Source organism: Pseudomonas sp. GCM10022186 (assembly GCF_042656385.1).
GTDB lineage: Bacteria > Pseudomonadota > Gammaproteobacteria > Pseudomonadales > Pseudomonadaceae > Metapseudomonas.
Window position 1 is genome coordinate 1 of record NZ_JBHSOU010000047.1, and the last position, 21,990, is coordinate 21,990.

At 67.5% G+C, this 21,990-nt stretch carries 20 protein-coding genes; 14 read left to right on the forward strand and 6 right to left on the reverse strand.

The window, feature by feature from the left end:
- Positions 1–348 precede the first annotated feature (348 nt).
- The gene (locus ACFPU0_RS16660; protein ID WP_377694331.1) at positions 349–1,122 is read left to right on the forward strand and encodes an SDR family NAD(P)-dependent oxidoreductase; all 774 of its coding nucleotides are present in this window, start codon (positions 349–351) and stop codon (positions 1,120–1,122) included.
- Between the two features lie 64 nt (positions 1,123–1,186).
- Positions 1,187–2,755: a FadD3 family acyl-CoA ligase gene (locus ACFPU0_RS16665; RefSeq protein ID WP_377694332.1), complete on the forward strand. Its 1,569-nt coding sequence runs from the start codon at positions 1,187–1,189 to the stop codon at positions 2,753–2,755.
- Between the two features lie 158 nt (positions 2,756–2,913).
- On the opposite strand, the gene ACFPU0_RS16670 is transcribed toward ACFPU0_RS16665, so the two are convergent.
- The 5 genes from ACFPU0_RS16670 to ACFPU0_RS16690 all read right to left on the reverse strand — a co-directional run bounded on the left by ACFPU0_RS16670 (position 2,914) and on the right by ACFPU0_RS16690 (position 8,998).
- Entirely contained in the window at positions 2,914–4,068 is a 1,155-nt protein-coding gene (locus ACFPU0_RS16670) for a helix-turn-helix transcriptional regulator (RefSeq protein ID WP_377694333.1), read from the reverse strand.
- Positions 4,069–4,267: 199 nt separating this feature from the next.
- Entirely contained in the window at positions 4,268–5,431 is a 1,164-nt protein-coding gene (locus tag ACFPU0_RS16675) for a helix-turn-helix transcriptional regulator (RefSeq protein ID WP_377694334.1), read from the reverse strand.
- A gap of 218 nt (positions 5,432–5,649) precedes the next feature.
- The gene (cysN, locus tag ACFPU0_RS16680) at positions 5,650–7,527 is read right to left on the reverse strand and encodes a sulfate adenylyltransferase subunit CysN (protein WP_377694336.1); all 1,878 of its coding nucleotides are present in this window, start codon (positions 7,525–7,527) and stop codon (positions 5,650–5,652) included.
- Entirely contained in the window at positions 7,527–8,480 is a 954-nt protein-coding gene (gene cysD / locus ACFPU0_RS16685) for a sulfate adenylyltransferase subunit CysD (protein WP_377694337.1), read from the reverse strand. Before cysD ends, cysN begins: the two co-directional genes overlap by 1 nt.
- A gap of 47 nt (positions 8,481–8,527) precedes the next feature.
- Positions 8,528–8,998 (reverse strand): SRPBCC domain-containing protein, encoded by a 471-nt coding sequence (locus ACFPU0_RS16690; RefSeq protein WP_377694339.1) that lies wholly within the window; start codon positions 8,996–8,998, stop codon positions 8,528–8,530.
- Between the two features lie 260 nt (positions 8,999–9,258).
- Between ACFPU0_RS16690 and ACFPU0_RS16695 the strand changes: the two genes are divergently transcribed.
- The 11 genes from ACFPU0_RS16695 (at position 9,259) to ACFPU0_RS16745 (ending at position 20,146) form a co-directional block, all read left to right on the forward strand.
- Positions 9,259–10,371: a DUF1214 domain-containing protein gene (locus ACFPU0_RS16695; protein ID WP_377694340.1), complete on the forward strand. Its 1,113-nt coding sequence runs from the start codon at positions 9,259–9,261 to the stop codon at positions 10,369–10,371.
- Complete coding sequence (locus ACFPU0_RS16700; RefSeq protein WP_377694341.1) at positions 10,368–11,549, forward strand: sulfotransferase family protein; 1,182 nt, start codon at positions 10,368–10,370, stop codon at positions 11,547–11,549. The genes ACFPU0_RS16695 and ACFPU0_RS16700 overlap by 4 nt, the downstream gene beginning before the upstream one ends.
- 100 nt (positions 11,550–11,649) lie before the next feature.
- A complete protein-coding gene (locus ACFPU0_RS16705; protein WP_377694342.1) occupies positions 11,650–12,438 on the forward strand; it encodes an SDR family oxidoreductase in 789 nt (262 codons plus the stop codon).
- Positions 12,439–12,454: 16 nt separating this feature from the next.
- Positions 12,455–13,429, forward strand: coding sequence for an acetyltransferase (locus ACFPU0_RS16710; RefSeq protein ID WP_377694343.1), 975 nt, complete (start codon positions 12,455–12,457; stop codon positions 13,427–13,429).
- A 356-nt stretch (positions 13,430–13,785) separates the two neighbouring features.
- Positions 13,786–14,862 (forward strand): Rieske 2Fe-2S domain-containing protein, encoded by a 1,077-nt coding sequence (locus tag ACFPU0_RS16715; RefSeq protein WP_377694345.1) that lies wholly within the window; start codon positions 13,786–13,788, stop codon positions 14,860–14,862.
- 38 nt (positions 14,863–14,900) lie between these two features.
- Complete coding sequence (locus ACFPU0_RS16720) at positions 14,901–15,728, forward strand: SDR family NAD(P)-dependent oxidoreductase (RefSeq protein ID WP_377694346.1); 828 nt, start codon at positions 14,901–14,903, stop codon at positions 15,726–15,728.
- Between the two features lie 13 nt (positions 15,729–15,741).
- On the forward strand, positions 15,742–16,563 hold the full coding sequence (locus tag ACFPU0_RS16725; RefSeq protein WP_377694347.1) for an SDR family NAD(P)-dependent oxidoreductase: 822 nt from the start codon (positions 15,742–15,744) through the stop codon (positions 16,561–16,563).
- Positions 16,564–16,567: 4 nt separating this feature from the next.
- A complete protein-coding gene (locus ACFPU0_RS16730) occupies positions 16,568–16,798 on the forward strand; it encodes an SDR family oxidoreductase (protein WP_377694348.1) in 231 nt (76 codons plus the stop codon).
- A 14-nt stretch (positions 16,799–16,812) separates the two neighbouring features.
- Entirely contained in the window at positions 16,813–17,439 is a 627-nt protein-coding gene (locus tag ACFPU0_RS16735) for a nuclear transport factor 2 family protein (RefSeq protein ID WP_377694349.1), read from the forward strand.
- Positions 17,439–18,557, forward strand: a complete 1,119-nt coding sequence (locus ACFPU0_RS16740) for an alkene reductase (RefSeq protein ID WP_377694351.1) — start codon at positions 17,439–17,441, stop codon at positions 18,555–18,557. Before ACFPU0_RS16735 ends, ACFPU0_RS16740 begins: the two co-directional genes overlap by 1 nt.
- Positions 18,554–20,146, forward strand: coding sequence for a FadD3 family acyl-CoA ligase (locus ACFPU0_RS16745; protein ID WP_377694352.1), 1,593 nt, complete (start codon positions 18,554–18,556; stop codon positions 20,144–20,146). Before ACFPU0_RS16740 ends, ACFPU0_RS16745 begins: the two co-directional genes overlap by 4 nt.
- A 98-nt stretch (positions 20,147–20,244) precedes the next feature.
- Here ACFPU0_RS16745 and ACFPU0_RS16750 read toward each other — a convergent pair whose 3' ends face one another.
- Positions 20,245–20,586, reverse strand: a complete 342-nt coding sequence (locus ACFPU0_RS16750; RefSeq protein WP_377694353.1) for a hypothetical protein — start codon at positions 20,584–20,586, stop codon at positions 20,245–20,247.
- Between the two features lie 507 nt (positions 20,587–21,093).
- On the opposite strand from ACFPU0_RS16750, the gene ACFPU0_RS16755 reads away from it, so the two are divergent.
- On the forward strand, positions 21,094–21,987 hold the full coding sequence (locus ACFPU0_RS16755) for a VOC family protein (protein ID WP_377694354.1): 894 nt from the start codon (positions 21,094–21,096) through the stop codon (positions 21,985–21,987).
- Positions 21,988–21,990 lie beyond the last annotated feature (3 nt).

Here is a 21,990-nt window from a genome sequence, read left to right on the forward strand (position 1 = left end):
ATACGATCAATCGGCTTAGCCGTATGACCTGAACCGCCGTATACGGAACCGTACGTACGGTGGTGTGAGAGGACGGTGGGGGCGACCCCACCTCCTACTCGATCACCCGGTGGCGCAGTGTGTAGGGTGGAAGTCGCTTTTCACTTCCACCGGGGGTGTTTCCGGTGGGCGTCGGTGGTGGATCGGTAAAGCGTGATCCACCCTACGGCCGCTATGCGGCTTTCGCGATTGAAATCGCTCCCACAATGCGCCAGGGCGTAGTCCCAACGGACGATCAACAGGCTGACCCACCGGGGTTAGACTGCGACGCAGGCTCCACTCCCATTAGAACAAGAGCGAGGAATCACCATGGCACGTCTTGCGAACAAGGTCGCCGTCATCACCGGCGGTGCATCGGGTATCGGTCTGGCTTGTGTACGCCGTTTCGCCGAGGAAGGCGCGCAGGTGGTCGGGCTGGATCTCGGCGAGCCGCGTGCCGATGCGGTCGCCAGCCTGGAAGGCCTGCAGCCCGCGCCGCTGTTCATGACCCTGGACGTGCGCGACGAGGCCAGGGTCCAGGAGGTGATGCAGGACGTGATCGCCCGCTTCGGCCGCATCGACGCCCTGGTCAACGCCGCCGGCATCGCCAGCCGTGGCAGCATCACCGAGACCAGCACCGAGGAGTGGCGCCGGGTGCTGGATAGCCACCTCACCGGCAGCATGCTGACCAGCAAGCATGTGGTGCCGCAGATGATCGCCCAGCGCAGCGGCTCGATCATCAACTTCGGCTCGATCTTCGGCCTCCAGGGTTGCGACGGCAACGCCGCCTACAACACTGCCAAGGGCGGTATCAGCCAGCTCACCCGCTCCATGGCCATCGACTACGGCTACGCCAACATCCGCGTCAACGGCCTGTGCCCGGGCCTGATCGATACCCCCATGACGCAGATGGTCAAGGAGCAGAAGGAGTTCCACGCCTATTTCGCTTCGCAGCACATGCTGTGCCGGGCCGGGCAGCCGGAGGAGGTGGCCGGCGTGGCGCTGTTCCTCGCCTCCGACGATTCCTCCTTCGTCAGCGGCCAGATGATCGCCGTGGACGGCGGCTTCTCCGCCGGCCGCCGCTTCGCGCCGCCGCAAGCCTGATTTCAGATTCCCACCACGGCCGGGTCTTCCCGGCCGTTGTCCCGTTGCGCCCCGAGAAAAGCCCATGACCGACCTGGAAAGCGCCCTGACCATTCCTGAACTGCTGGCCGCCGCCGCGACCCGTTACGGCGAGTCGATGGCCATCGAGGACGACAGCACCCGCATCAGCTACCAGCGCCTCGACCAGCTGCGCCGCCAGGCCGCCCGTGCCTTGCTGGCGCTGGAGCTGCAGGTCGGCGAGCGGGTCGCCATCTGGGCACCGAACATCCACGAGTGGATAGTCGCCGCTGTCGCCCTGCAAAGCGTCGGCGCCGTGCTGGTGCCGTTGAACACCCGGATGAAGGGTGCCGAGGCCGGCTTCATCCTGCGCGAGAGCGGTGCCCGGCTGCTGTTCGTCATCGGCGAATTCCTCGGCACCGACTACCCGGCGCTGTTGGCCGGCGAGGCGCTGCCGGACCTCCGCCATCGCGTCTGCCTGCGCGGCGAGGCCATCGGCTGTCTGGGCTGGGACGCCTTCCTGGCCCTCGGCGCCGAGGTCTCTCCTGCGGAACTCGCGGTGCGCGAGAGCGAGGTGCACGAGAACAGCCTGTCGGACCTGCTGTTCACCTCCGGCACCACCGGCAAGCCAAAGGGCGTGATGACCGCCCATGGCCAGAACCTGCGCATCGTCCGCGACTGGAGCGCCATGGTCGGCCTGCGCGCCGGGGACCGTTACCTGATCGTCAACCCCTTCTTCCACAGCTTCGGCTACAAGGCCGGCTGGCTGGCGGCGCTGATGCGCGGCTGCTGCATCCTGCCGCAGCAGGTGTTCGATGTGCCGGTGATGCTGGAGCGCGTCGCCCGCGAGCGCGTCACCGTGCTGCCCGGCCCGCCGACCCTGTACCAGTCGATCCTCAGCCACCCCGGTCGCCGGGACTACGACCTGTCCAGCCTGCGCGTGGCGGTGACGGGCGCCGCCTCGGTGCCGGTGGAAATGGTCCGGCGCATGGGCAGCGAGCTGGGCTTCGAGACCATAGTCACCGCCTACGGCCTCACCGAGGCCTGCGGCTTCGTCACCATCTGCCGACCGGGGGATGCCGCCGAGCGGGTGGCCACCACCTCGGGCCGTGCTTTCCCCGATGTGGAGGTCCGTTGCGTGGATGGTGCCGGCAACCCGGTGCCGCCCGGCGAGCCAGGGGAGTTGCTGGTACGCGGCTACAACCTGATGAAGGGCTACTTCAACAACCCCGAGGCCACGGCCGAGGCCATCGATGCCGAGGGCTGGCTGCACACCGGCGATGTCGGCGTGCTCGACGAGGATGGTTACCTGCGCATCACCGACCGGCTCAAGGACATGTTCATCACCGGCGGCTTCAACGTCTATCCGGCGGAGATCGAGCAGGTCATCCTGCGCTATCCGGGGGTGGCCCAGGCCGCGGTCATCGGCATTCCCGACGAGCGCCTGGGCGAAGTGGCCATGGCCTTCCTGCTACCCGCCGCGGGACAGTCGGTGGACACCCGGGCCTTCCTGGCCTGGTGCCGCGAACAGATGGCCAACTACAAGGTGCCCCGTCGCGCGCTGCTGGTCGACGCCATGCCGCTCAATGCGGCCGGCAAGGTGACCAAGGACGCCCTGCGCAACCTGGCGGGGTAGGGCGGTAGGCACGGCGTCAGGCTAGGCATCGAACGGTTTTTCTGTGGGGGCGAATTCATTCGCCAAGGGCTGCGCAGCAGCCCCAATCTGACGCTCAGGCCGAACCTGCGGTCCGGTTCGCGAATGAATTCGCCCCCACAACCGATCTACAGACCCCTCTAGCTTCCAGCGTCCGCCGCACTGCCGCCCAGCACCGCCACACTGTTGTGCAGGACGTAGGCCAGCTCGCTCTGGCGGGTGACGCCGGCCTTGGAAAAGATCGCCCGCAGGTGGGCCTTCACCGTGTTGCGCCGGATGTTCAGGCGGGCACCGGCTTCATCCAGTGTGTCGCCATGGGCCAGCTGGATGGCCAGGGCGGCCTCGGCGGGGGTGAAACCGAACAGTTGGCGCAGCGGCTGCTGTTGCACGGGGGCCCTGCGCTCCGGATCACGCAGGAACACCGCCACCGCCGGGTGCCTGCCTTCCAGGCTTTCCTCCCGCGGCAGGCTTTGCACCACCACGCCCAGGCTGCTGCGGCCGGAGGGCCGCTGCAGGGTGATGGCCTCGGCGATCTGCGGGCCTGCCTTCTGGCGCTCTTCCAGGGCCAGCCTGACCAGGCGCTGCAAGGCCTGGTTGTCGCGCCGGTAGGTCGCACCGAGGCGTCCGCTGGACAGGCTCAGGCCATCGTTCTCACCCAGCAGTTCGCAGGCGGCCTGGTTGGTCTCCAGCACCTGGAGATTGTTGTCGAGGATGATGGTACCGATCTGCATGCGCTCGACGGCCGAGGCGTAGAGCTGGCGTTGGACTTCGCTGCGCTTGAGCTGGCCGTGCAGGTTGACGGCCCGCTGCAGGTGCGACAGCAGGCGTGCACAGAAGGCCTTGTCCTGGGCATTGAACGGGCGCCCCTGGTGGGGCCGGCAGATACGCAGACGGCATTCGATGCCATCCGGCATGTGCAGGTCGGCGCCCATGATATGGAACACATCCAGTGGCGCATTGAAGTTCAGATAGAAGGCCGATTGGCGCCAGCGCTCCTCGCCGAGGAGTTCAGCCACGGTATGGACTTCGCCTTCCGGCAGGCCGACGAAGGGGTCCAGGGCATAGTAGGTGTCGCTGTAGGCGGATATCGCCCAGGTCTCGACAGGGCCCGCGTTGACCATGAAGCCCGGGTCTCCCGGTGCGCTGGGGCGCAGGATCAGGGTGACGTAGTTGGCCCGCAGTACCGTTCGCAGCGTCTCGAGACTGCGCTGCCAGGGCAGTTCTTCACGGGCCCCTTGGTAGATCTCCTCGATGAGCTGGCTGAGATCATCGAGGGAAAAGTCGGATGCATTCATAGTTGTTATTCACCCTTCACGCGTCGCATGAGTCGTGCGCCGTTGCGAGACATCGGCTGGTCCGGGCATACAGCCTTGCCCGGATGGTCGACCCGCTCATCGTTCGAACGGGCTAGGCGTTTTATCACGAGCCAGTCGGTGATCCAGAAAAAGCCGGATCAGTTGCTCCATTTGCATCGATTACCGCACGGAGACTCGTTCAGGCCAGCGAGGCGACGCTGTTGAGCAGGGTCTTCACCAGTTGCGCCTGGCGGGTCGCGCCGGTCTTGGCGAACACGCCGCGCAGGTGCGCGCGTACGGTATTGCGTGACACGCCGAGGCGTTCGGCGCTTTCGTCGAGGGTCAGGCCGTCCATCATCAGCATCGCCACTTCGGTTTCCGTGCGGGTCAGCTGGAACAGGCTGCGCAACAGGCGTCGCGAGGCCTGCGGCGAATCGCTCGGGTCGCGGATGAATACCGCCACCGCTGGCCTCCTGTCGGTGCCCTGGCCTTCGTAGTTCAGGGCGATGGGGCGCAGCAGCACATTGAGCGGCACTTCTCCCGTGGGGCGCGCCAGGGTCAGCACCTCGACGCAGTCGTCCTTGCCGTGCTGGTGGTGCTGCAGCACGGCGAGGATGGCCCGTTGCAGGTTGCGATTGTCCTGGCCGGCGAAGGCATGGAGCTTCTCCTGCCGGCATTCGACGCCATCACGGGCGGCGAACAGGCGTTGCGCCGCCTGGTTGCTGCGCATCACCTTGCCGGCTTCGTCGAGGATCACGGTGCCCACCAGCAGCCTGTCGATGGTGGCGGCATAGAGCAGGCGCTCCGAATCCAGTTCGTCCACCGTCGAATGCAGGTCCACTGCCTGTTGCAGGTGGGGTTGCAGCAGGCGGATCAGCGCCATCTCGCCGGCGTCGAAGTCCTGGCCGTTGTGTCCACGGCAGGCGAACAGCGCGCAGTGCATGCCGGCGGCGGTGCGCATGTTGGCCACCAGCACGTAGCGCAGGTCGAGGGGCTGCAGGTAGTTGCGGTAGAAGTCGTGGGCCTGCCAGGCGTCGCTGCCCATGACTTCGTCGGCGCTGGCCACTTGGTCGGCGGGCCAGTCGAGGAAGGGGCAGATCGAGTAGTAGTGCTCGCTGTAGGAGGGCTCGCCCGGCAGGTGCGGCCCATGGATCGAGGCGTTGACGATCAGCCCCGGCCGCTCGTGGGCGGGGTTGCGCAGCACCAGGGTGAGAAAACTCGCGTCCAGGCGCTGGCGCAGCGCTTCCAGCAGGCTCGCCCAGGGAGTGGGCTCCAATGGGCCGCGATAGGTCAGGGCCAGCAGTTCGCTGAGTTCGCGGGCGCCGATCCCCGCCAGTTCGTGGGCGTGTTCGAGGTTGTGCATCCGCGCCTCGCTTGTTGTGGTTGTCGGGCTGGATGGGCCGAGTATTGGCCGTCGGGGCTGTGGATAAATCGTCCGTTCGGCCTAGGTGCGAGCCTGCTTGCTCTCGGTTTCCCGGCGCTGAAACCTTGTGGGAGCGAGCTTTGCTCGCGAATGCTCGAGCGCGGAGCCTTCGCGAGCAGAGCTCGCTCCTACGGAGTGCCTCACCGTCGGTGATGTCGTCAGAGCCCCAGCAGGTACTCGACGATGCGCTCGGCGGCCGCTTGCGCCGACTCGCGGCTGGTGTCGATGTGGATATCCGGCGCCAGCGGCGGCTCGTAGGGCGAGTCGATGCCGGTGAAGTTCTTCAGTTCACCGCGGCGGGCCTTCTGGTACAGGCCCTTGGGGTCGCGCCGCTCGGCCAGTTCCAGCGGTGTGTCGATGAAGATCTCCAGGAAGGCGCCTTCGCCGGCCCGGCTGCGGGCCAGTTCCCGCTCGGCACGGAACGGCGAGATGAAGGACACCAGGGTGATCAGCCCGGCATCCAGCATCAGCCGCGCCACTTCGGCCACCCGGCGGATGTTCTCCACGCGGTCGGCCTCGCTGAAGCCCAGGTCGCGGTTCAGGCCGTGGCGCACGTTGTCGCCGTCGAGCAGGTAGGTGTGCCTGCCCAGGGCGTGCAGCTTGCGCTCCACCAGGTTGGCGATGGTCGACTTGCCCGCCCCGGAGAGTCCGGTGAACCAGAGCACGCGGGCGGTCTGCCCCTTCAGCGCGGCCCGGGCCTGGCCGTCGACGTCGATGGCCTGCCAGTGCACGTTCTGCGCCCGGCGCAGGGCGAAGTGCAGCATGCCGGCGCCCACGGTCTGGTTGGTCAGCCGGTCGATGACGATGAAGCCGCCGGTATCGCGGTTGTCCCCGTAGGGATCGAAGGCGATGGGCTGGTCCAGGCCGAGGTTGCACACGCCGATCTCGTTCAGCTCCAGGGTCCTGGCCGCCAGCTGCTCCAGGCTGTTGACCTCGACCTTGTGCTTGAGGGTGGCGCAGCTCATGCCCAGGGTCCGGCTGCCGATCTTCATCAGGTAGGGGCGGCCGGGCAGCATGGGCTCCTCGCCCATCCATACCAGGGTCGCCTCGAACTGGTCGGCCACCGCCGGCGGCGCATCGGCCAGGGCGATCAGGTCGCCGCGGCTGATGTCGATCTCGTCTTCCAGGGTCAGGGTCACCGCCTGGCCACAGAGCGCTTCCTGCTGTTCGCCGGCCAGGCCGAGGATGCCGCTCACGCGGCTCTGCTTGCCCGAAGGCAGCACGCGGATGGGGTCGCCAACGCGGATGCTGCCGGCGGCCACGTTGCCCGAGTAACCGCGAAAGTCGAGGTTGGGCCGGTTGACCCACTGCACCGGCAGGCGGAAGGGCGCGCGGCTCGCCCGGCTGTCGTCCAGGGGCACGCTTTCCAGGTGCTGCAGCAGGCTGGGGCCCTGGTACCAGGGCATCTCGGCGCTGCGCTCCAGCAGATTGTCGCCCTTGAGCGCGGAAAGGGGGATGCACTGAATGTCGGTCAGGCCGAGCCTGGCGGCGAAATCGCGGTACTCGGCCTCGATATCGCGGAACACCGTTTCCGAATAGTCCATCAGGTCCATCTTGTTCACCGCCACCAGCACCTGGCGGATGCCCAGCAGGGACACCAGGTAGCTGTGCCGGCGGGTCTGCGGCAGCAGGCCCTGGCGAGCGTCGATGAGGATCACCGCGAGGTCGGCGGTGGAGGCGCCGGTGACCATGTTGCGGGTGTACTGCTCGTGGCCGGGGGTGTCGGCGACGATGAACTTGCGCTTGTCGGTGGCGAAGAAGCGGTAGGCGACATCGATGGTGATGCCCTGTTCGCGCTCGGCGGCCAGGCCATCCACCAGCAGGGCGAAGTCCAACTCGCCGCCCTGGGTGCCGAGCTTCTTCGAGTCCGCTTCCAGCTGGCCGAGCTGGTCTTCGAAGAGCACCTTGGTTTCGTAGAGCAGGCGCCCGATCAGGGTGCTCTTGCCGTCGTCGACGCTGCCGCAGGTGATGAAGCGCAGCAGGTCCTTGCGCTGTTGCTGCTGCAGGTACTGGTCCAGGTTGGATATCGCGTTCATCAGAAGTACCCCTCTTGCTTCTTCTTCTCCATGGAGCCGGCCGAATCGCTGTCGATCAGGCGGCCCTGGCGTTCCGAGGTCCGGCTCACCAGCATTTCCTGGATGATCGCCGGCAGGCTGTCGGCCTCGCTGTCGATGGCGCCGGTGAGCGGGTAGCAGCCCAGGGTGCGGAAGCGCACCTTGCGCAGTTCCGGCGTCTCGCCGGGCAGCAGCGGCAGGCGTTCGTCGTCCACCATGATCAGGGTGCCGTCACGGCGCACCACCGGGCGTTCGCTGGCGAAATACAGCGGCACTATGGGGATCTGCTCCAGGTAGATGTATTGCCAGATGTCCAGCTCGGTCCAGTTCGACAGCGGGAACACCCGCAGGCTCTCGCCCTTGCGCTTGCGCGTGTTGTACAGGCGCCACAACTCCGGGCGCTGCTGCTTCGGGTCCCAGCGGTGCTGCTCGGAGCGGATCGAGAACACCCGTTCCTTGGCCCGCGATTTTTCCTCGTCGCGCCGCGCCCCGCCGAAGGCCGCATCGAAGCCGTGCAGGTCCAGGGCCTGCTTCAGGCCCTGGGTCTTCCAGATGTCGGTGTGCAGCGCCGAGCCATGGGTGAAGGGGTTGATCTCGCGCTCGACGCCCTCCGGGTTGACGTGCACCAGCAGCTCCAGGCCGAGGCGCTGGGCGGTCCGGTCGCGGAAGTCGATCATCTCGCGGAACTTCCAGGTGGTGTCCACGTGCAGCAGGGGGAAGGGCGGCTTGCCCGGTGCGAAAGCCTTCATCGCCAGGTGCAGCATCACCGCGCTGTCCTTGCCGATGGAGTAGAGCATCACCGGGTTTTCACACTCGGCGACCACTTCGCGGATGATCTGGACGCTTTCCGCTTCCAGCCGTTCTAGGTGTGTGAGCATCGCTTGCCTCCGTTGGTTGGGGCCGGCGCCGCATGGAGCGGGCCGGCTTTTTTCCACGGTAGGGAATGCGTTGCTCCGGGTTCTTCGTCCGACCGGACAAGGTTTCAGCGGCTGGCGGCGAACAGGGATTCGGCCCGCGCCTTCACCGCCAGGGCCACCGCATCGAAGCCCTGCTTGACCCAGGGGCCGTGCAGTTCCATCACCTGGTCGGCAGTCGGGCCGAGGAACTGGTCGGTGGTGTAGTAGCGGCAGCTCGCCGCGCCGGTGGCTTCGATCACCTGGTCGCGACGCGCGGCGTCGGGGTTGCTGGCGCTGGCGAACATTTCCCAGGACAGCAGGCGCGCCGGCTCGAAGGCCACCAGTTGCTCGACCACGTGCACCAGCTCGCCGGGGCTGGCGGGATTGGGCAGGTACAGGTTCACCGGCTCGCCCAGGCGCAAGCTCGACTCCACCTTGACGGTGAAGGGGTTCCATTCGGGATAGCGCGTGAGGTCGACCAGCACCGACCAGACCAGCTCGGCGGGGGCGGCGATGTCCACGGTCAGCGAGCGGACCAGGTTCTTTTCGTCATGCATCGGGGATTCCTCGGAAACGGGCGCCGCACCGCGCGGCGCCGATCCGGCCGATGCTCCGCGCACGCCGCGCCGGCTTCCTCGTCCGGGTGGACTAGAACCCCCGCGCGTCGCTTATCCGTAGGATGGGTATCGCGTTGCTCCACCCATCCTACGAAGTCGCCCATCCCCTGTTTAGTCCGCTCAGACGAAGAATCCGGGCCCTCCGCCTCCCTAAGGTGCCTCAAGCGGCGGGGCGTTCCGCCGGACCAGAGGAGACCGAAATGTCGACAGATGGAATCGAACAGCAGGTAGTGACCGGGCAGGTCTGGAGCGATTTCTGCGACCAGCTCAAGCGCTGCGGCGAGCAGATCCTGCGGGCGGAAGCACCCGCCGATGCGCAGACCCGGGCGGAGGGTTTCCGCTACCTCACCCGCTTGCTGCGCATCGCCCTGGAAATGCACCTGGAGTTCGCCGACCCGGACTTTCCCGGCTTCTTCTCGCCGTCCCACGAGACGGCCAAGATCGGCGCCGACAACCCGGACAACCTGTACCAGTACGCACGCCTCAACGGCCAGCATCAGTACCGTGTCAGCGGCCGTCGCGGCAGCGTGTCCTACCTCAGCTTCGGCACCCAGAAGGGCGGCTACGAAAGCGACGGCAAGATGATCCAGACCGGCTTTCTCGACGCCAGCCAGCTGCAGCTGGAGGCCGATGGCAGCTTCGAGATCATCCTCGGCCAGGAGCGCCCCGCCAGCGGCAACTGGGTGCGCCTGGAGCCCGAGAGCAATGCGCTGATCGTGCGCCAGACCTTCCTCGACCGCGCCAGCGAGCAGCCCGCGCAACTGCGCATCGAGCGCCTGGACAGCCAGCAGCAACCGGACCCCCTGAGCGCCGAGCGCTTGCACCAGAGCCTCGGGCGGGTCGCCAGCTTCGTCGAGAACACCGCCCGGCTGTTCGCCGATTGGGCCCAGGGCTACCAGGCCCATACCAATCAGCTGCCACCGGCGGACCAGGCCCTGTGCCAGGCCGTGGGCGGCGACCCGAACATCTTCTACTACCACGGTTACTGGTCCCTGGCGGACGACGAGGCGCTGTTGATCGAAGTCGACCAGGTGCCCGACTGCGACTTCTGGAACCTGCAGATCAACAACTACTGGATGGAATCCCTGGACTACCGCCATCACCGCATCTGCCTGAACAAGCACTCGGCGCGCCTGGACGACCGGGGTGGCGTGCGCCTGGTGCTGAGCCGCCGCGACCCGGGCCTGCCGAACTGGCTGGAGACCGCCGGCCATGCCGACGGTACCTACTGCCTGCGCTGGGTCGGTGCCGAGCGTCCGGTCCATCCCACCACCCGCGTGGTCAAGCTCGACCACCTGAAGGAGCTGCAATGAACCATCCCAACACCTCGGGCGGCGATTTCGCCCTCGACAGCCTGCTGGCCGAGGCCAGCGCCCGCGCCGGCGGCCTCGATGATTTCGGCCCAGGTGACTTCCGCGAGGCATTGCGGGTGCTGGAGCGGGCCCTGCACGAAGAAGCCCGGCTCTCCGAGCAGGGCCGCACCCTGCTGCGGGAAAAGCTGGTGGCGCAGCTGGCCAACCGCCTGGTGATCGAAGACCACTGCAAGCGTCATCCCGAGATCCTCCAGCAGCGCGTGGACGACCCGCTGGTGATAGTCGGCCTGCCGCGCACCGGCACCACCTTGCTGCAGCGCCTGCTGGCGGTGGACCCGCAGTTCAGCAAGGCGCAGTGGTGGGAAACCCGCTATCCGGCGCCGTTGCCCGGGGAACCACTGGAACAGCCAGGGGAGCGGATCGGCAGGGCGCGGGCCGAGGTCGCGGCGATGATCGAGTTCGTCCCGCAGATCCTCGCCATCCACCCGCTGGACGCCGAGCAGCCGGACGAGGAGTTCATGCTCATGGAACACTCCTTCCTCTGCGCCATGGACTCCTACGTCAACGTGCCGGCCTACACCGCCTGGCTGGATCGCCAGGACCAGACCCAGGTCTATGCCTACCTGAAGAAGATGCTGCAGTTCCTGCAATGGCAGCAGGCACGCCGCGGCATCGCCCCCGGACGCCGCTGGCTGCTGAAGAGCCCGCAGCACCTGCACACCCTGGAATTGCTTCTCAAGGTGTTCCCGCGCGCCCAGGTGATCCTCACCCACCGCGACCCGGGCAAGACCATTCCGTCGCTGGCCAGCTTCATCCATACCCTCTGGCAGATCTACAGCGACCAGGCTGACCCGGCCCAGGTCGGCGAACAGTGGAACAGCCGCATGGCCCGCGCCCTGCGCCACAGCATGGCGGTGCGCGATGACGCGCCCGGCGAGGCCTTCCTCGATGTGCATTTCGAAGACACGGTCAGCGATGCCCTCGGCGTGGTCCAGCGCATCTACCGCTTCGCCGGGCTCGAACTGACGCCCGCCGTGCGCGCCGCCATGGAGGCCTGGCTGAAGGAAAACGGCCGCGACAAGCGCGCCGCCCACCAGTACGACGCGGCCGCCTTCGGCCTCGACGAAGACCGCCTGCAACGCGATTACGGCGAATACCGCGCCCGCCACCTGGCATGAATAGTTGTGTAGGAGCGAGCTTGCTCGCGAAGGGGCCCCGTATTCGCGATCAGGCTCGCTCCTGTGAACAGCAGATCGATAACAACAAGAGGACAGGAACATGTTGCTGAAAGACAAGGTGGTGATGATCTCCGGCATCGGCCCGGGCATGGGCATCAAGCTGGCCCTGGAGGCGGCGCGCGAGGGCGCCCGCGCGGTGGCCATCTGCGCCCGCAACGAGGCGCGCCTGCGCGAGGCCGAACAGAAGATCCAGGCCCTGGGCAGCGACTGCCAGGTGCTGTGGAAATCCACCGACGTGAGTGACCCGGCGGCCTGTCGCGCCTTCGCCGAGGCCACGGTGGCGCGCTTCGGGCGCATCGATGCGCTGGTCAACAGCGCCTACGCCCACGGTGGATTCGACCCGCTGGAAGGCAGCACCGATGAGCTGATGCAGGAGGCGCTGGACGTCAACCTGTTCGGCTCGCTGCACCTGACCCGCGCCGTGCTGCCGCAGATGAAAGCCCAGCGTGCCGGCGCCATTGTCATGATCAGCACCCTCGGCGTGCACCAGCCCTACGCCGGCGGCGGCGCCTACGCGATCTCCAAGGGTGCCCTGACGGTGGCGGTGCGCTACCTGGCCAACGAGCTGGCCGAGCATGGCCTGCGGGTGAACGGCCTGGCCTGTGGCTGGATGTGGGGCGAGCCGGTGCAGGCCCATGTGCGCCAGGCAGCCGCCGCGCGAGGTGTCAGCGAGGAGCAGGTGCGCGCCGAGTTCAGCGCGGGGATTCCCGGCGGGCGCATGCCGGGCGACGAGGAATGCGCCCGCGCGGCGTTGTTCCTGGCGTCCGACTACGCCAGCGCGATCAACGGTGCGCAACTGGACGCCAATGGCGGCGAACTGATGCGCTGAGCGCGGGGAGGGAGAAATGCTCGATCACTGCGCCTTCAATGGCGATGCCGACGGCCTCTGCGCCCTGCAGCAGTTGCGCCTGGCCGGGGAACTGGACGGGGCGGTGCGCCTGGTCAGCGGGGTGAAGCGCGATGTCGCTCTGCTGCAGCGGGTGCAGGCCGGCCCCGGCGAACGGGTCACCGTGCTGGACGTCGCCCATGAGCAGAACCGCGCGGATGTCGCGCGGCTGCTCGGGGCGGGGGCCCGGGTGCGCTACTTCGACCATCACTTCACCGGCGACCTGCCGGAACATCCGGCTTTCGAGTCCTTCATCGACACGGCCGCGGACGTCTGCACCAGCCTGTTGGTGGATCGCTACCTGGGTGGGCGATTCCACCGCTGGGCCGTAGCCGCGGCCTTCGGCGATGGCATGGCGGGGCCGGCGCGGGCCCTGGCCGCGAGGCACGGGATAGGGGAGGAGGACGTCCGCGCACTCGAGGAGCTGGGCCTGCTGCTGAACTACAACGCCTACGGCGACAGCCTCGACGACCTGCACTTCGATCCGGTGATGCTGGCGGCGGAGTTGCTGCCTTATGAGAACCCGCTGGACTTCATCCGGCTCAGCCCCAGCTTCGCCCGCCTGCGCGCCGGCCACGCCGCCGACATGGCGGCTGCGGCCGGCCTGCAGCCCTGGTTCGCCGGGAATGGCGCGACGCTCTACCGCCTGCCGACCGAGGCCTGGGCGCGGCGGGTCAGCGGCGTGCTGGCCAACCAGCTCGCCGCGCGCGATCCAGGGCGCGCCCTCGGCCTGCTCAGCGCAAGGACCGATGGCGACTGGATGTTCAGCCTGCGCGTGCCGGCCAATGCCAGCCTGGAAGCGGATGCCTTCTGTCGGGGCTTCGAAACGGGAGGAGGGCGCAAGCGCGCCGCCGGCATCAATCGGCTGCCGTCCGCTGCGCTGGAGCGCTTCGCCGGCCAATTCCTCGACAGCTATCCGGAGGCCACTCCGTAGGGTGCGCCGCGCGCACCAGACAAGGGTGTCGGCAGACTCGGCGTCACGCCCGCGCATCGAATTCGGTGCGCATGGCGCACCCTACGGTCCTGGTTCTGCGCGGGTTTGGAGGGGGCGGTAGCCGGATGCAACCCGGGGACAACTCCCCCCGGCCCCGGATTTCATCCAGGCTACGGGGCCCGCTTTTCGTAGGGTGGACCACGCTTCACCGGTCCACCAGCGGAGCCGGGCCTGGCGAAGGGGCGGCGCTTTCCACCCCAGGCCTCACCCGTGTGGGCTAGTCCCTGGCAGGGATGTTGCGGATGCGGCGTTGGCCGATAGTTCGAGTCGACATCCATACCCTTCAGGAGAGCAGCATGGAACGGTCGACTCCCGCCCAAGGAACCGCAAGGCGCTTCGCCCGGGGCTGGCATTGCCTCGGCCTGGCCGCCGATTACGCCGATGGCAAACCCCACCCGCTGAACATTTTCGGCACCCGCCTCGTGGCCTTTCGCGGCGAGGACGGGGCGTTGCGCATCCTCGACGGCTACTGCCCGCACATGGGCGCCGACCTGGCCGGCGGGCACGTCGAGGGCGACGCCGTGGTCTGCCCCTTCCACCATTGGAAGTGGGGCAGCGACGGCAAGTGCGTATCCATCCCCTACTGCAAGCGCGTGCCGGCGCGGGCGCGGGTCAAGGCCTGGCCGACCCTGGAGAAGAACCGCCTGCTCTACGTCTGGCACGACGCCGAAGGCGGCGCCCCGGACCCGGCAGTGGAAGTTCCGCGCATCGAAGCCTGCTACTCGGAGGACTGGACCGAGTGGATGATGCGCAAGATGGTGATCCAGACCAACTGCCGCGAACTGGTGGACAACCTCGCCGACTTCGCGAATTTCGGCCCGGTGCACGGTTCCCCGGCCAGCTATTTCTGCAACACCTTCGACGGCCACCTCGGCTACCAGATGTTCCAGGGCGAGGACAGCGAGCTGCTCGGCAAGGGCTTGCGCGCCGACAGCGCCTATTTCGGGCCGGCCTACCACATCACCCGGATGACTGCCGAGGCCGGTGGCCAGACGGTCGACACCCTGCTGCTCAACTGCCACGTGCCGATCGACCACAACAGCTTCGAGCTGCGCTACGCCATCAAGGTGCGCAAGCAGCCGGGGCTGTCCGAGGCGCAGAACCAGGCCATCGCCGAGGGCTACGCCGAGCAGGCGCACAAGTCGTTCTTCCAGGACGTGGCCATCTGGCACAGCAAGACCCGCATCGACAAACCCGTGCTGTGCGACGGCGATGGCCCGGTTTACCAGCTGCGCGAGTGGTACGAGCAGTTCTACACCGATGTCGCCGAGCTGCCTGCGCCGACCCGGAAGGTATTCGAGTGCAAGGGCGGTGTCTGGCGCCAGCTCGACGAGGTGCCCGAGCAGGCCCGCAGCCAGCTGCACCTGATCTGAACACGGCATTGCACAACGACAAGAGAGAGGGGAGCGATATGAGGCTCAAGGGCAAGGTCGCGCTGGTCACCGGCGCGGGATCGGGAATGGGGCGCGCCACCGCGGCGCTGTTCGCCGCCGAAGGGGCGAGCGTGGTGGTGGTGGATATAGATGAAGCGGCGGCGCAGCGCACCCTGGCGGAACTTTCGACGCGCGAGCACGGCCTGGCCAGTGCCTGCGACATCGCCGACAGCGCGGCGGTGGCGCGGCTGTTCGCCGAGGTGGAACAGCGCTACGGCCGTCTCGACGTGCTGGTCAACAACGCCGGCCTCGGCCAGGTCCCGGGGGATGGCTTCGACCGGTACCAGCAGCGCCTGGCGAAACGCAATGAACAGCTGGCGGCAGGGGCGGAGCCCGACGTGTTCACCGACATGATCGTCGACCTCACCGACGCCGGCTGGCAGCGCATCGTCGATATCAACCTGGGCGGCACCTTCTACTGCAGCCGCGCGGCGGTGCGGCTGATGATCGCCAGCGGCAGCCGCGGCTCGATCATCAACATCGCCAGCCTGTCCGCCTTCAGCGGCGAAGGGCCGCTCGCCTACTGCGCGTCCAAGGCTGCCGTGGTCGGCCTGGGCAAATGCCTGGCCCGCGACCTCGGCCCGCGCGGCATCCGGGTCAACACCATCTGCCCGGGACCGACCCGCACGCCGCTGATGCAGTCGATCTCCCGCGAATGGCAGCAGGCCCTGGAGCGCGCCATCCCCCTGGGACGCCTGCTGGAGCCGGAGGAGATCGCCCGCACCTGCCTGTTCCTGGCCTGCGACGAATCCAGCGCCTTTACCGGACAAACCCTGGCCGCCAGCGGCGGCATGTCGATGCATTGAGAGGCAAATCCAGATGAGTGGACGACTGCAAGGCAAGGTGGCGCTGATCAGCGGTGCTGGTACGGGAATCGGCGCCGCGGCGGCGCGGATGTTCGCCGCCCAGGGGGCGAGCGTGATGCTCTGCGGCCGCCGCCAGGCGCCGCTGGAAGCGGTGGTGGCAGAGATCCGCGCAGCGGGTGGGGACGCCGACTGGGTGCAGACCGACGTCACCGACGAACAGGCCGTGGATCGCGCCGTGAGCAGGACCCTGGAGCGCTTCGGCCGCTTCGACATCATGGTCAACAACGCCGTGAACTACACCTGGGGCCCGTTGGTTGGGCTCTCCACCGCGGAGTGGCACAAGAGCCTGCGCGGCAGCCTGGACGTCGCCTTCTTCGGCACCCGCGCGGCCATGCGCGTGATGCAGGGCAAGGGCGGCTCCATCATCAACATGGGCTCGGTGGTGGGCCTGCTCGGCAGCCCCGGCCTCAGCGCCTACGGCGCGGCCAAGGCTGGCGTGGTCAACTTCAGCCGCGCGGCGGCCCTGGAGGGAGCGCCCGAGAATATCCGCGTCAATGTGGTGATTCCCGGGGTGGTCTGGAGCGAAGGCACCCGCGAGGCGATGCGCAGCGAGCAGATCATCGCCGGCACCGCGCGGGCCGTGCCGCTCAAGCGCATCGGCGAGCCCGAGGAAGTGGCCAACGCCATCCTCTTCCTGGCCTCGGACGAGGCGTCCTACATCACCGGCCAGACCCTGGTGGTCGACGGCGGCAAGACCTGCGAACTCAACGTCGGCGCCAGCGACTACACCTCGGCGACCTCCACCGAAATCCGCGCGACCCCGAGCGAGGCCTGACCCCATGGACATCAAGCTGAATTCTCCCGCCAGCCCGGGGCAGATCCTCACGCCGATGCTGGCGCCGATCGTGGCCGCGCGGCCGGGGCATTTCGAGCGGCGCATCCTCCTCGGCCGCCTGGGCCGCGCGCAGGAGATCGGCCGCGTGGTGCGCTTCCTGCTGTCCGAGGAGGCCAGCTACATCAACGCCGCGGAAATCGTCGTCGACGGCGGCAACATTTCCTCGCAGCGCTGAGAGGGGCGATCACCATGAATGAACAGACATTGCAGGCCCGGCTGGACCGCCTGGAGTCCCTGGAGGAAATCCGCATGCTGCCGGCCAAGTACGCCCTGGCCCTGGACATGCGCGACCTGGACGCCTGGGTCGGGCTGTTCCCCGAGGACATCAAGGTGGGCCAGGACAAGGTCGGCCGCGCTCACCTCAAGGCCTGGATCGACGACACCCTGCGCCTGCAGTTCAGCACCACCTCGCACCATATCGGCGGCCACATCATCGAGTTCAAGGACCCGGACAACGCCTGCGGCGTGGTCTATTCGAAGAACGAGCACGAGGCCGGACCCGAGTGGGTGATCATGCAGATGCTCTACTGGGACGACTACCAGCGCATCGACGGCCGCTGGTACTTCCGCCGCCGCCTGCCGTGCTACCTCTACGCCAGCGACCTGAACAAGCCGCCGATCGGCGAGAAGAAGATGCGCTGGCCGGGCCGCGAGCCCTATGACGGCTCCTGGCACGAGCTGTGGCCGAGCTGGAAGGCCTTCTGGAGCGACAAGCCCGGTGATGCCCTGCTGGAAGTGGCCGAGCCGGCGCCGCTGGAGGCTTTCCTCGAACGCATGCGGCGCGGATCGAGCGCGCCCCGGGTGAGGGTGCGCTGATGTCGAGCCTCGCCCCAGCCAGCCACGCCAGACTGTTCGAACCGGTGCAGCTGGGCGAGCTGCGCCTGGCCAACCGCATCGTCATGGCGCCCATGACCCGCAGCCGCGCCGACGCCCTCGACGCCCCGGACGCGTTGCACGAGCTCTACTACGGCCAGCGTGCCGATGCCGGCCTGATCATCGCCGAAGGCACCTATCCCGGCCCGGACGGCAAGGGTTACTGCCGCACGCCGGGGATCGCCACGCCGCAGCAGGTCGAGGCCTGGCGCCGGGTGACCGCCCGGGTGCGCCAGCAGGGCGTGGCGAGCACGGTGCTGCAACTGATGCACGTGGGCCGCGTGGCCAGCCGCCACAACAAGGCGGCGAATGCCGAGACCCTGGCGCCCTCGGCCATCGCCGCGCGGGGCAGCCTGTATAGCGACAGCCACGGCATGGTGCCGATGGAGCTGCCGCGAGCCCTGGAAACCGCGGAAGTCGTCAAGGTGGTAGAGGAATACCGGCAGGCGGCGCTGAATGCCCGCGAGGCGGGATTCGACGGCGTGGAACTGCATTGCAGCAGCGGTTACCTGCCGATGCAGTTCCTCCTGGCCTGCAGCAACCAGCGCCAGGACGGCTACGGCGGCTCGCTGCACAAGCGCATCCGCTTCGTGGTGGAAACCCTCGAGGCCATGGCCGAGGCCATAGGGGCAGCCCGCATCGGCCTGCGCATCTGCCCCGGCACCCCCTACAACGACATGCGGGACGACGACCCCGCCGCCACCTATGGCGCGCTGCTCGATGCCCTGGACCCGTTGGGCCTGGCCTATGTCCAGGTCAGCCGTTCGCCGCAGGCCGGGCTCGATGCCTTCGCCCTGGTGCGCCGGCATTTCCGCGGCCCGCTGATCCTCAATGATGGCTTCGACGGCGCCAGCGCCGCGCAGGCCATCGAGGCCGGCCTGGGAGAGGCGGTGTCCTTCGCCCGGCACTTCATCGGCAACCCCGACCTGGTGCAGCGCCTGCGGCAGCAGCGCGCGCTCGCCGGCTTCGACCGCGCCACCCTCTATACGCCCGGCGCCCGTGGTTACACCGACTACCCGGCCCTGGATGACAGCACCAACCCGCAGGACCGCCAGCCATGAGTCTGCCCGCCAAGCCACAGAGCATTCCCGCCGCCCTGGCGGCGTCCGCCCGCCGTCATGGGCAGCACCTCGCCATCGACGACGGTGCGGTCAGGATCAGCTACGCGGAGCTGGAACAGCTCGGCCGCGTCGCCGGGCGGGCCTTGCTGGCCCTCGGGCTCGATCCGGGGGAGCGCGTCGCCATCTGGGCGCCGAACGGCCATCAGTGGCTGGTCGCTGCGCTGGGCAGCCTGATGGCCGGCGCCGTGCTGGTGCCCCTGAGTACCCGTATGAAGGGCGCCGAAGCCGCGGATATCCTCAGGCGCAGCGGGGCGAGCGTGCTGTTCAGCATCGGCGAGTTCCTCGGCAGCTACTATCCCGACCTGCTGGCGCAGCAGCCGCTGGACGGCCTGAGACAGACCATAGTGGTGGAGTCCGCACGGGACGGCGACTGCACCTGGCAGGGCTTCCTCGCCCTGGCCGAACAGGTGCCGGACGCGTTGCTCGAGGCGCGGATCGCCGCCCTCGACGGCGACAGCCCGTCCGACTTGATGTTCACCTCCGGCACCACCGGCTTTCCCAAGGGGGTGCTTTGCGCCCATGACCAGAACCTGCGGCTGTTCGAGAGCTGGAGCGAGATCGTCGGCCTGGTGGCGGGCGACCGCTACCTGATCGTCAATCCGTTCTTCCACAGCTTCGGCTTCAAGGCCGGCTGGCTCGCCGCGCTGATCCGCGGCGCCACCATCCTGCCGGAGCGCACCTTCGACGCCGAAGCCGTGCTGCGCCGGGTGGAGCAGGACCGCGTGACGTTCCTGCCGGGGCCGCCGGCGCTCTATTCGGCCATGCTGGAGCATCCGCGCCGGCGGGACTTCGACCTGTCGTCCCTGCGTGTCGCGGTCACCGGGGCCGCCTCGGTACCGCCGGTGCTGGTCGAGCACATGGGCACGGAGCTGGGCTTTTCCAGCGTCGTCACCGCCTATGGCCTCACCGAGTGCTGCGGCCTGGCGACCGTCTGCCGGCCGGGCGACGACGCCGTCACCGTGGCCACCACCTGCGGCCGGCCGCTGGCAGGCATCGAGGTGCGCTGCGTGGATGCCGCGGGCAACCCGGTGGCGACCGGCCAGGCGGGGGAGGTGCTGATCCGTGGCTACAACCTGATGCAGGGCTACTTCGACGACCCGCAGGCCACCCGCGCGGCGGTGGATGCCGAGGGCTGGCTGCACACCGGTGACGTGGGCGTGCTCGACGAGCGCGGTTACCTGCGGATCACCGACCGGCTCAAGGACATGTTCATCGTCGGCGGCTTCAACTGCTATCCGGCGGAGATCGAAAGGCTGCTGATGGAGCACCCGGCGGTGGCCCAGGCCGCGGTGATCGGGGTGGCCGATGAACGCCTCGGGGAAGTGGGCAGGGCCTTTGTGGTGCTGCGCCCCGGGGCCGGCCTGGCGGTCGAGGAACTGATCGCCTGGAGCCGCGAGCGGATGGCCAACTACAAGGTGCCGCGCAGTGTCGAGTTCGTTGCGAGCCTGCCGCTCAATGCCTCCGGCAAGGTGCTCAAGGGCCAATTGCGTGATCGCGAGCTGGCGCGCGTTCCGGGCGAGGGGAGGTGAAGCCGCTGGTTGGGCGATAGCCCCGGCGCTGGGCCGGGGCTTTGCGGTGTCCCTCCGCAGCGCGGTGGTGCGCGTCCGGAGGGTTCACCTGTTGCAGATCAATACTGGTAATCCGTGCCTTGATCCTGAGTGTGTGATTCATCTCCGGCTGCGGGGTTGGCGACGGCGCCTGCCTCTTCCCCGGCGGTCCCGGAACCGGCTGCCGTCGGTTTCTCCTCGACCAGCGTGGCGAAGCGTTGGCTTTCGTCATCGGCCGTCTGCATGCGTTGCGCCTGCAGCTCCCGATAGTGGACAAGGCGATCACTGCCTCCTTCCGCCAGCATCAGAAGCGGCTGCTGGTCCGCCGGTTGAAGAGATGCACTGAATGCCTGTAACGAAGTGAGCGCGACAACAGAAAACAGCAGGCTGGAAAAGGCAGTGGTGGTTATTGCGGATTTCATTTTGTCTTCCTCTTAAAACCCCCTGATATCCCCCCGAGTGCGGATATTAAGGATGTTGAGGAAGTTCGCCAGTACTATCTAAAGTCGCCGGATAAATGGTTGACTTCAGGATGACTGGTAGTTTGTAAGGCTATGATTGGCATGCGTTATTCCTGTGTTCATGCCCATTTGAAGTGCATGTAACGAACTGTATTGGAGTTTGTAAGTGTGTGTGAGTCGGATGTTTCTGCCTGGTTTCAGGGAAACACTCAAGAAACAAATTAGAATAATCGTTAGTGCGCTCTGGTCCGACTATTGAATATTTCCGTACATGCGGATTGCCGCTTATCGCGAAATGCCCCGCCAGCATCCTCCAATCCCCCTCCTGCAAGCGCTAGAGCCCCCGTCCCAGGCGCCTTTCGCGCTAGTCCCATCGGACGATGCCACCCCGGGGGCCTGCCGATTTAATCCCTCCTCATAGAGCCCCGCGCCCGGCGTGCGGGGCGATGACGCGAATGAGGAGAACGCATGGATATCCGTGGCCTGGGCTACGTCACCGTAGCCTCGACTGACCTGGACCGCTGGCGCCAGTACGCCAGCGGGGTGCTCGGCATGATGGTCGATGCCGCTTCGGACGAGGCGCTCTACCTGAAGATGGACGAGCGCCATTACCGCATCCTGGTGGAGAAGGCCGAGCGCGACGGCTACGGCGCCTGCGGCTGGGAGGTGGCGGGCAAGGCCGCTTTCGAGCAGGCCATCGCCGAGCTGCAGCAGGCCGATGTCGAGGTCCAGCGCGGCACCGCTGCCGATGCCGGGCTGCGCAAGGTGCAGGAACTGGCGCGCTTCTGCGACCCGGACGGCAACCGCCACGAGCTGTTCTGGGGGCCGCGCCAGGACTTCGCACCCTTCGTTTCCCCGGTCGGCGTCAGCGGCTTCGTCACCAGCGACCTGGGCATGGGCCACGCGGTCATCCCGGCACCCAGCTTCGACCGCTGCCTGGAGTTCTACGAGAAGGTCATGGGCTTCGGCCTTTCCGACCTGATGAAGGTGCGCTTCACCCCCGACCCGGCCGAGCCGGAAAAGCGCATCCATTTCCTCCACTGCAACAACGGCCGTCATCACTCCCTGGCGCTGTTCGAGTGCCCGATTCCGTCCGGCTGCGTGCACCTGATGGTGGAAGTGGAGGAGCTGGACGACGTCGGCCGCGCCCTGGACCGCATGCACGCCAGCGGCGTGAAGCTCTCCGCCACCCTCGGCCGCCACACCAACGACGAGATGACCTCCTTCTACATGCAGACCCCGGGCGGCTTCGACATGGAATACGGCTGTGGCGGCAAGGTGATGGACTGGGACCGCCACACCCCCTTCGAAAGCACCGTGGTCAGCCACTGGGGCCACGATTTCAGCGTCGGCCGCCGTTAACGG

Excerpts from the sequence above, each read along its gene's own strand:
- ACFPU0_RS16660 (WP_377694331.1), top strand. The coding sequence starts at position 349 with ATGGCACGTCTTGCGAACAAGGTCGCCGTCATCACCGGCGGTGCATCG.
- ACFPU0_RS16665 (WP_377694332.1), top strand. The coding sequence starts at position 1,187 with ATGACCGACCTGGAAAGCGCCCTGACCATTCCTGAACTGCTGGCCGCC.
- ACFPU0_RS16670 (WP_377694333.1), bottom strand. The coding sequence starts at position 4,068 with ATGAATGCATCCGACTTTTCCCTCGATGATCTCAGCCAGCTCATCGAG.
- ACFPU0_RS16675 (WP_377694334.1), bottom strand. The coding sequence starts at position 5,431 with ATGCACAACCTCGAACACGCCCACGAACTGGCGGGGATCGGCGCCCGC.
- cysN (WP_377694336.1), bottom strand. The coding sequence starts at position 7,527 with ATGAACGCGATATCCAACCTGGACCAGTACCTGCAGCAGCAACAGCGC.
- ACFPU0_RS16690 (WP_377694339.1), bottom strand. The coding sequence starts at position 8,998 with ATGCATGACGAAAAGAACCTGGTCCGCTCGCTGACCGTGGACATCGCC.
- ACFPU0_RS16695 (WP_377694340.1), top strand. The coding sequence starts at position 9,259 with ATGTCGACAGATGGAATCGAACAGCAGGTAGTGACCGGGCAGGTCTGG.
- ACFPU0_RS16700 (WP_377694341.1), top strand. The coding sequence starts at position 10,368 with ATGAACCATCCCAACACCTCGGGCGGCGATTTCGCCCTCGACAGCCTG.
- ACFPU0_RS16705 (WP_377694342.1), top strand. The coding sequence starts at position 11,650 with ATGTTGCTGAAAGACAAGGTGGTGATGATCTCCGGCATCGGCCCGGGC.
- ACFPU0_RS16710 (WP_377694343.1), top strand. The coding sequence starts at position 12,455 with ATGCTCGATCACTGCGCCTTCAATGGCGATGCCGACGGCCTCTGCGCC.
- ACFPU0_RS16715 (WP_377694345.1), top strand. The coding sequence starts at position 13,786 with ATGGAACGGTCGACTCCCGCCCAAGGAACCGCAAGGCGCTTCGCCCGG.
- ACFPU0_RS16720 (WP_377694346.1), top strand. The coding sequence starts at position 14,901 with ATGAGGCTCAAGGGCAAGGTCGCGCTGGTCACCGGCGCGGGATCGGGA.
- ACFPU0_RS16725 (WP_377694347.1), top strand. The coding sequence starts at position 15,742 with ATGAGTGGACGACTGCAAGGCAAGGTGGCGCTGATCAGCGGTGCTGGT.
- ACFPU0_RS16730 (WP_377694348.1), top strand. The coding sequence starts at position 16,568 with ATGGACATCAAGCTGAATTCTCCCGCCAGCCCGGGGCAGATCCTCACG.
- ACFPU0_RS16735 (WP_377694349.1), top strand. The coding sequence starts at position 16,813 with ATGAATGAACAGACATTGCAGGCCCGGCTGGACCGCCTGGAGTCCCTG.
- ACFPU0_RS16740 (WP_377694351.1), top strand. The coding sequence starts at position 17,439 with ATGTCGAGCCTCGCCCCAGCCAGCCACGCCAGACTGTTCGAACCGGTG.
- ACFPU0_RS16745 (WP_377694352.1), top strand. The coding sequence starts at position 18,554 with ATGAGTCTGCCCGCCAAGCCACAGAGCATTCCCGCCGCCCTGGCGGCG.
- ACFPU0_RS16750 (WP_377694353.1), bottom strand. The coding sequence starts at position 20,586 with ATGAAATCCGCAATAACCACCACTGCCTTTTCCAGCCTGCTGTTTTCT.
- ACFPU0_RS16755 (WP_377694354.1), top strand. The coding sequence starts at position 21,094 with ATGGATATCCGTGGCCTGGGCTACGTCACCGTAGCCTCGACTGACCTG.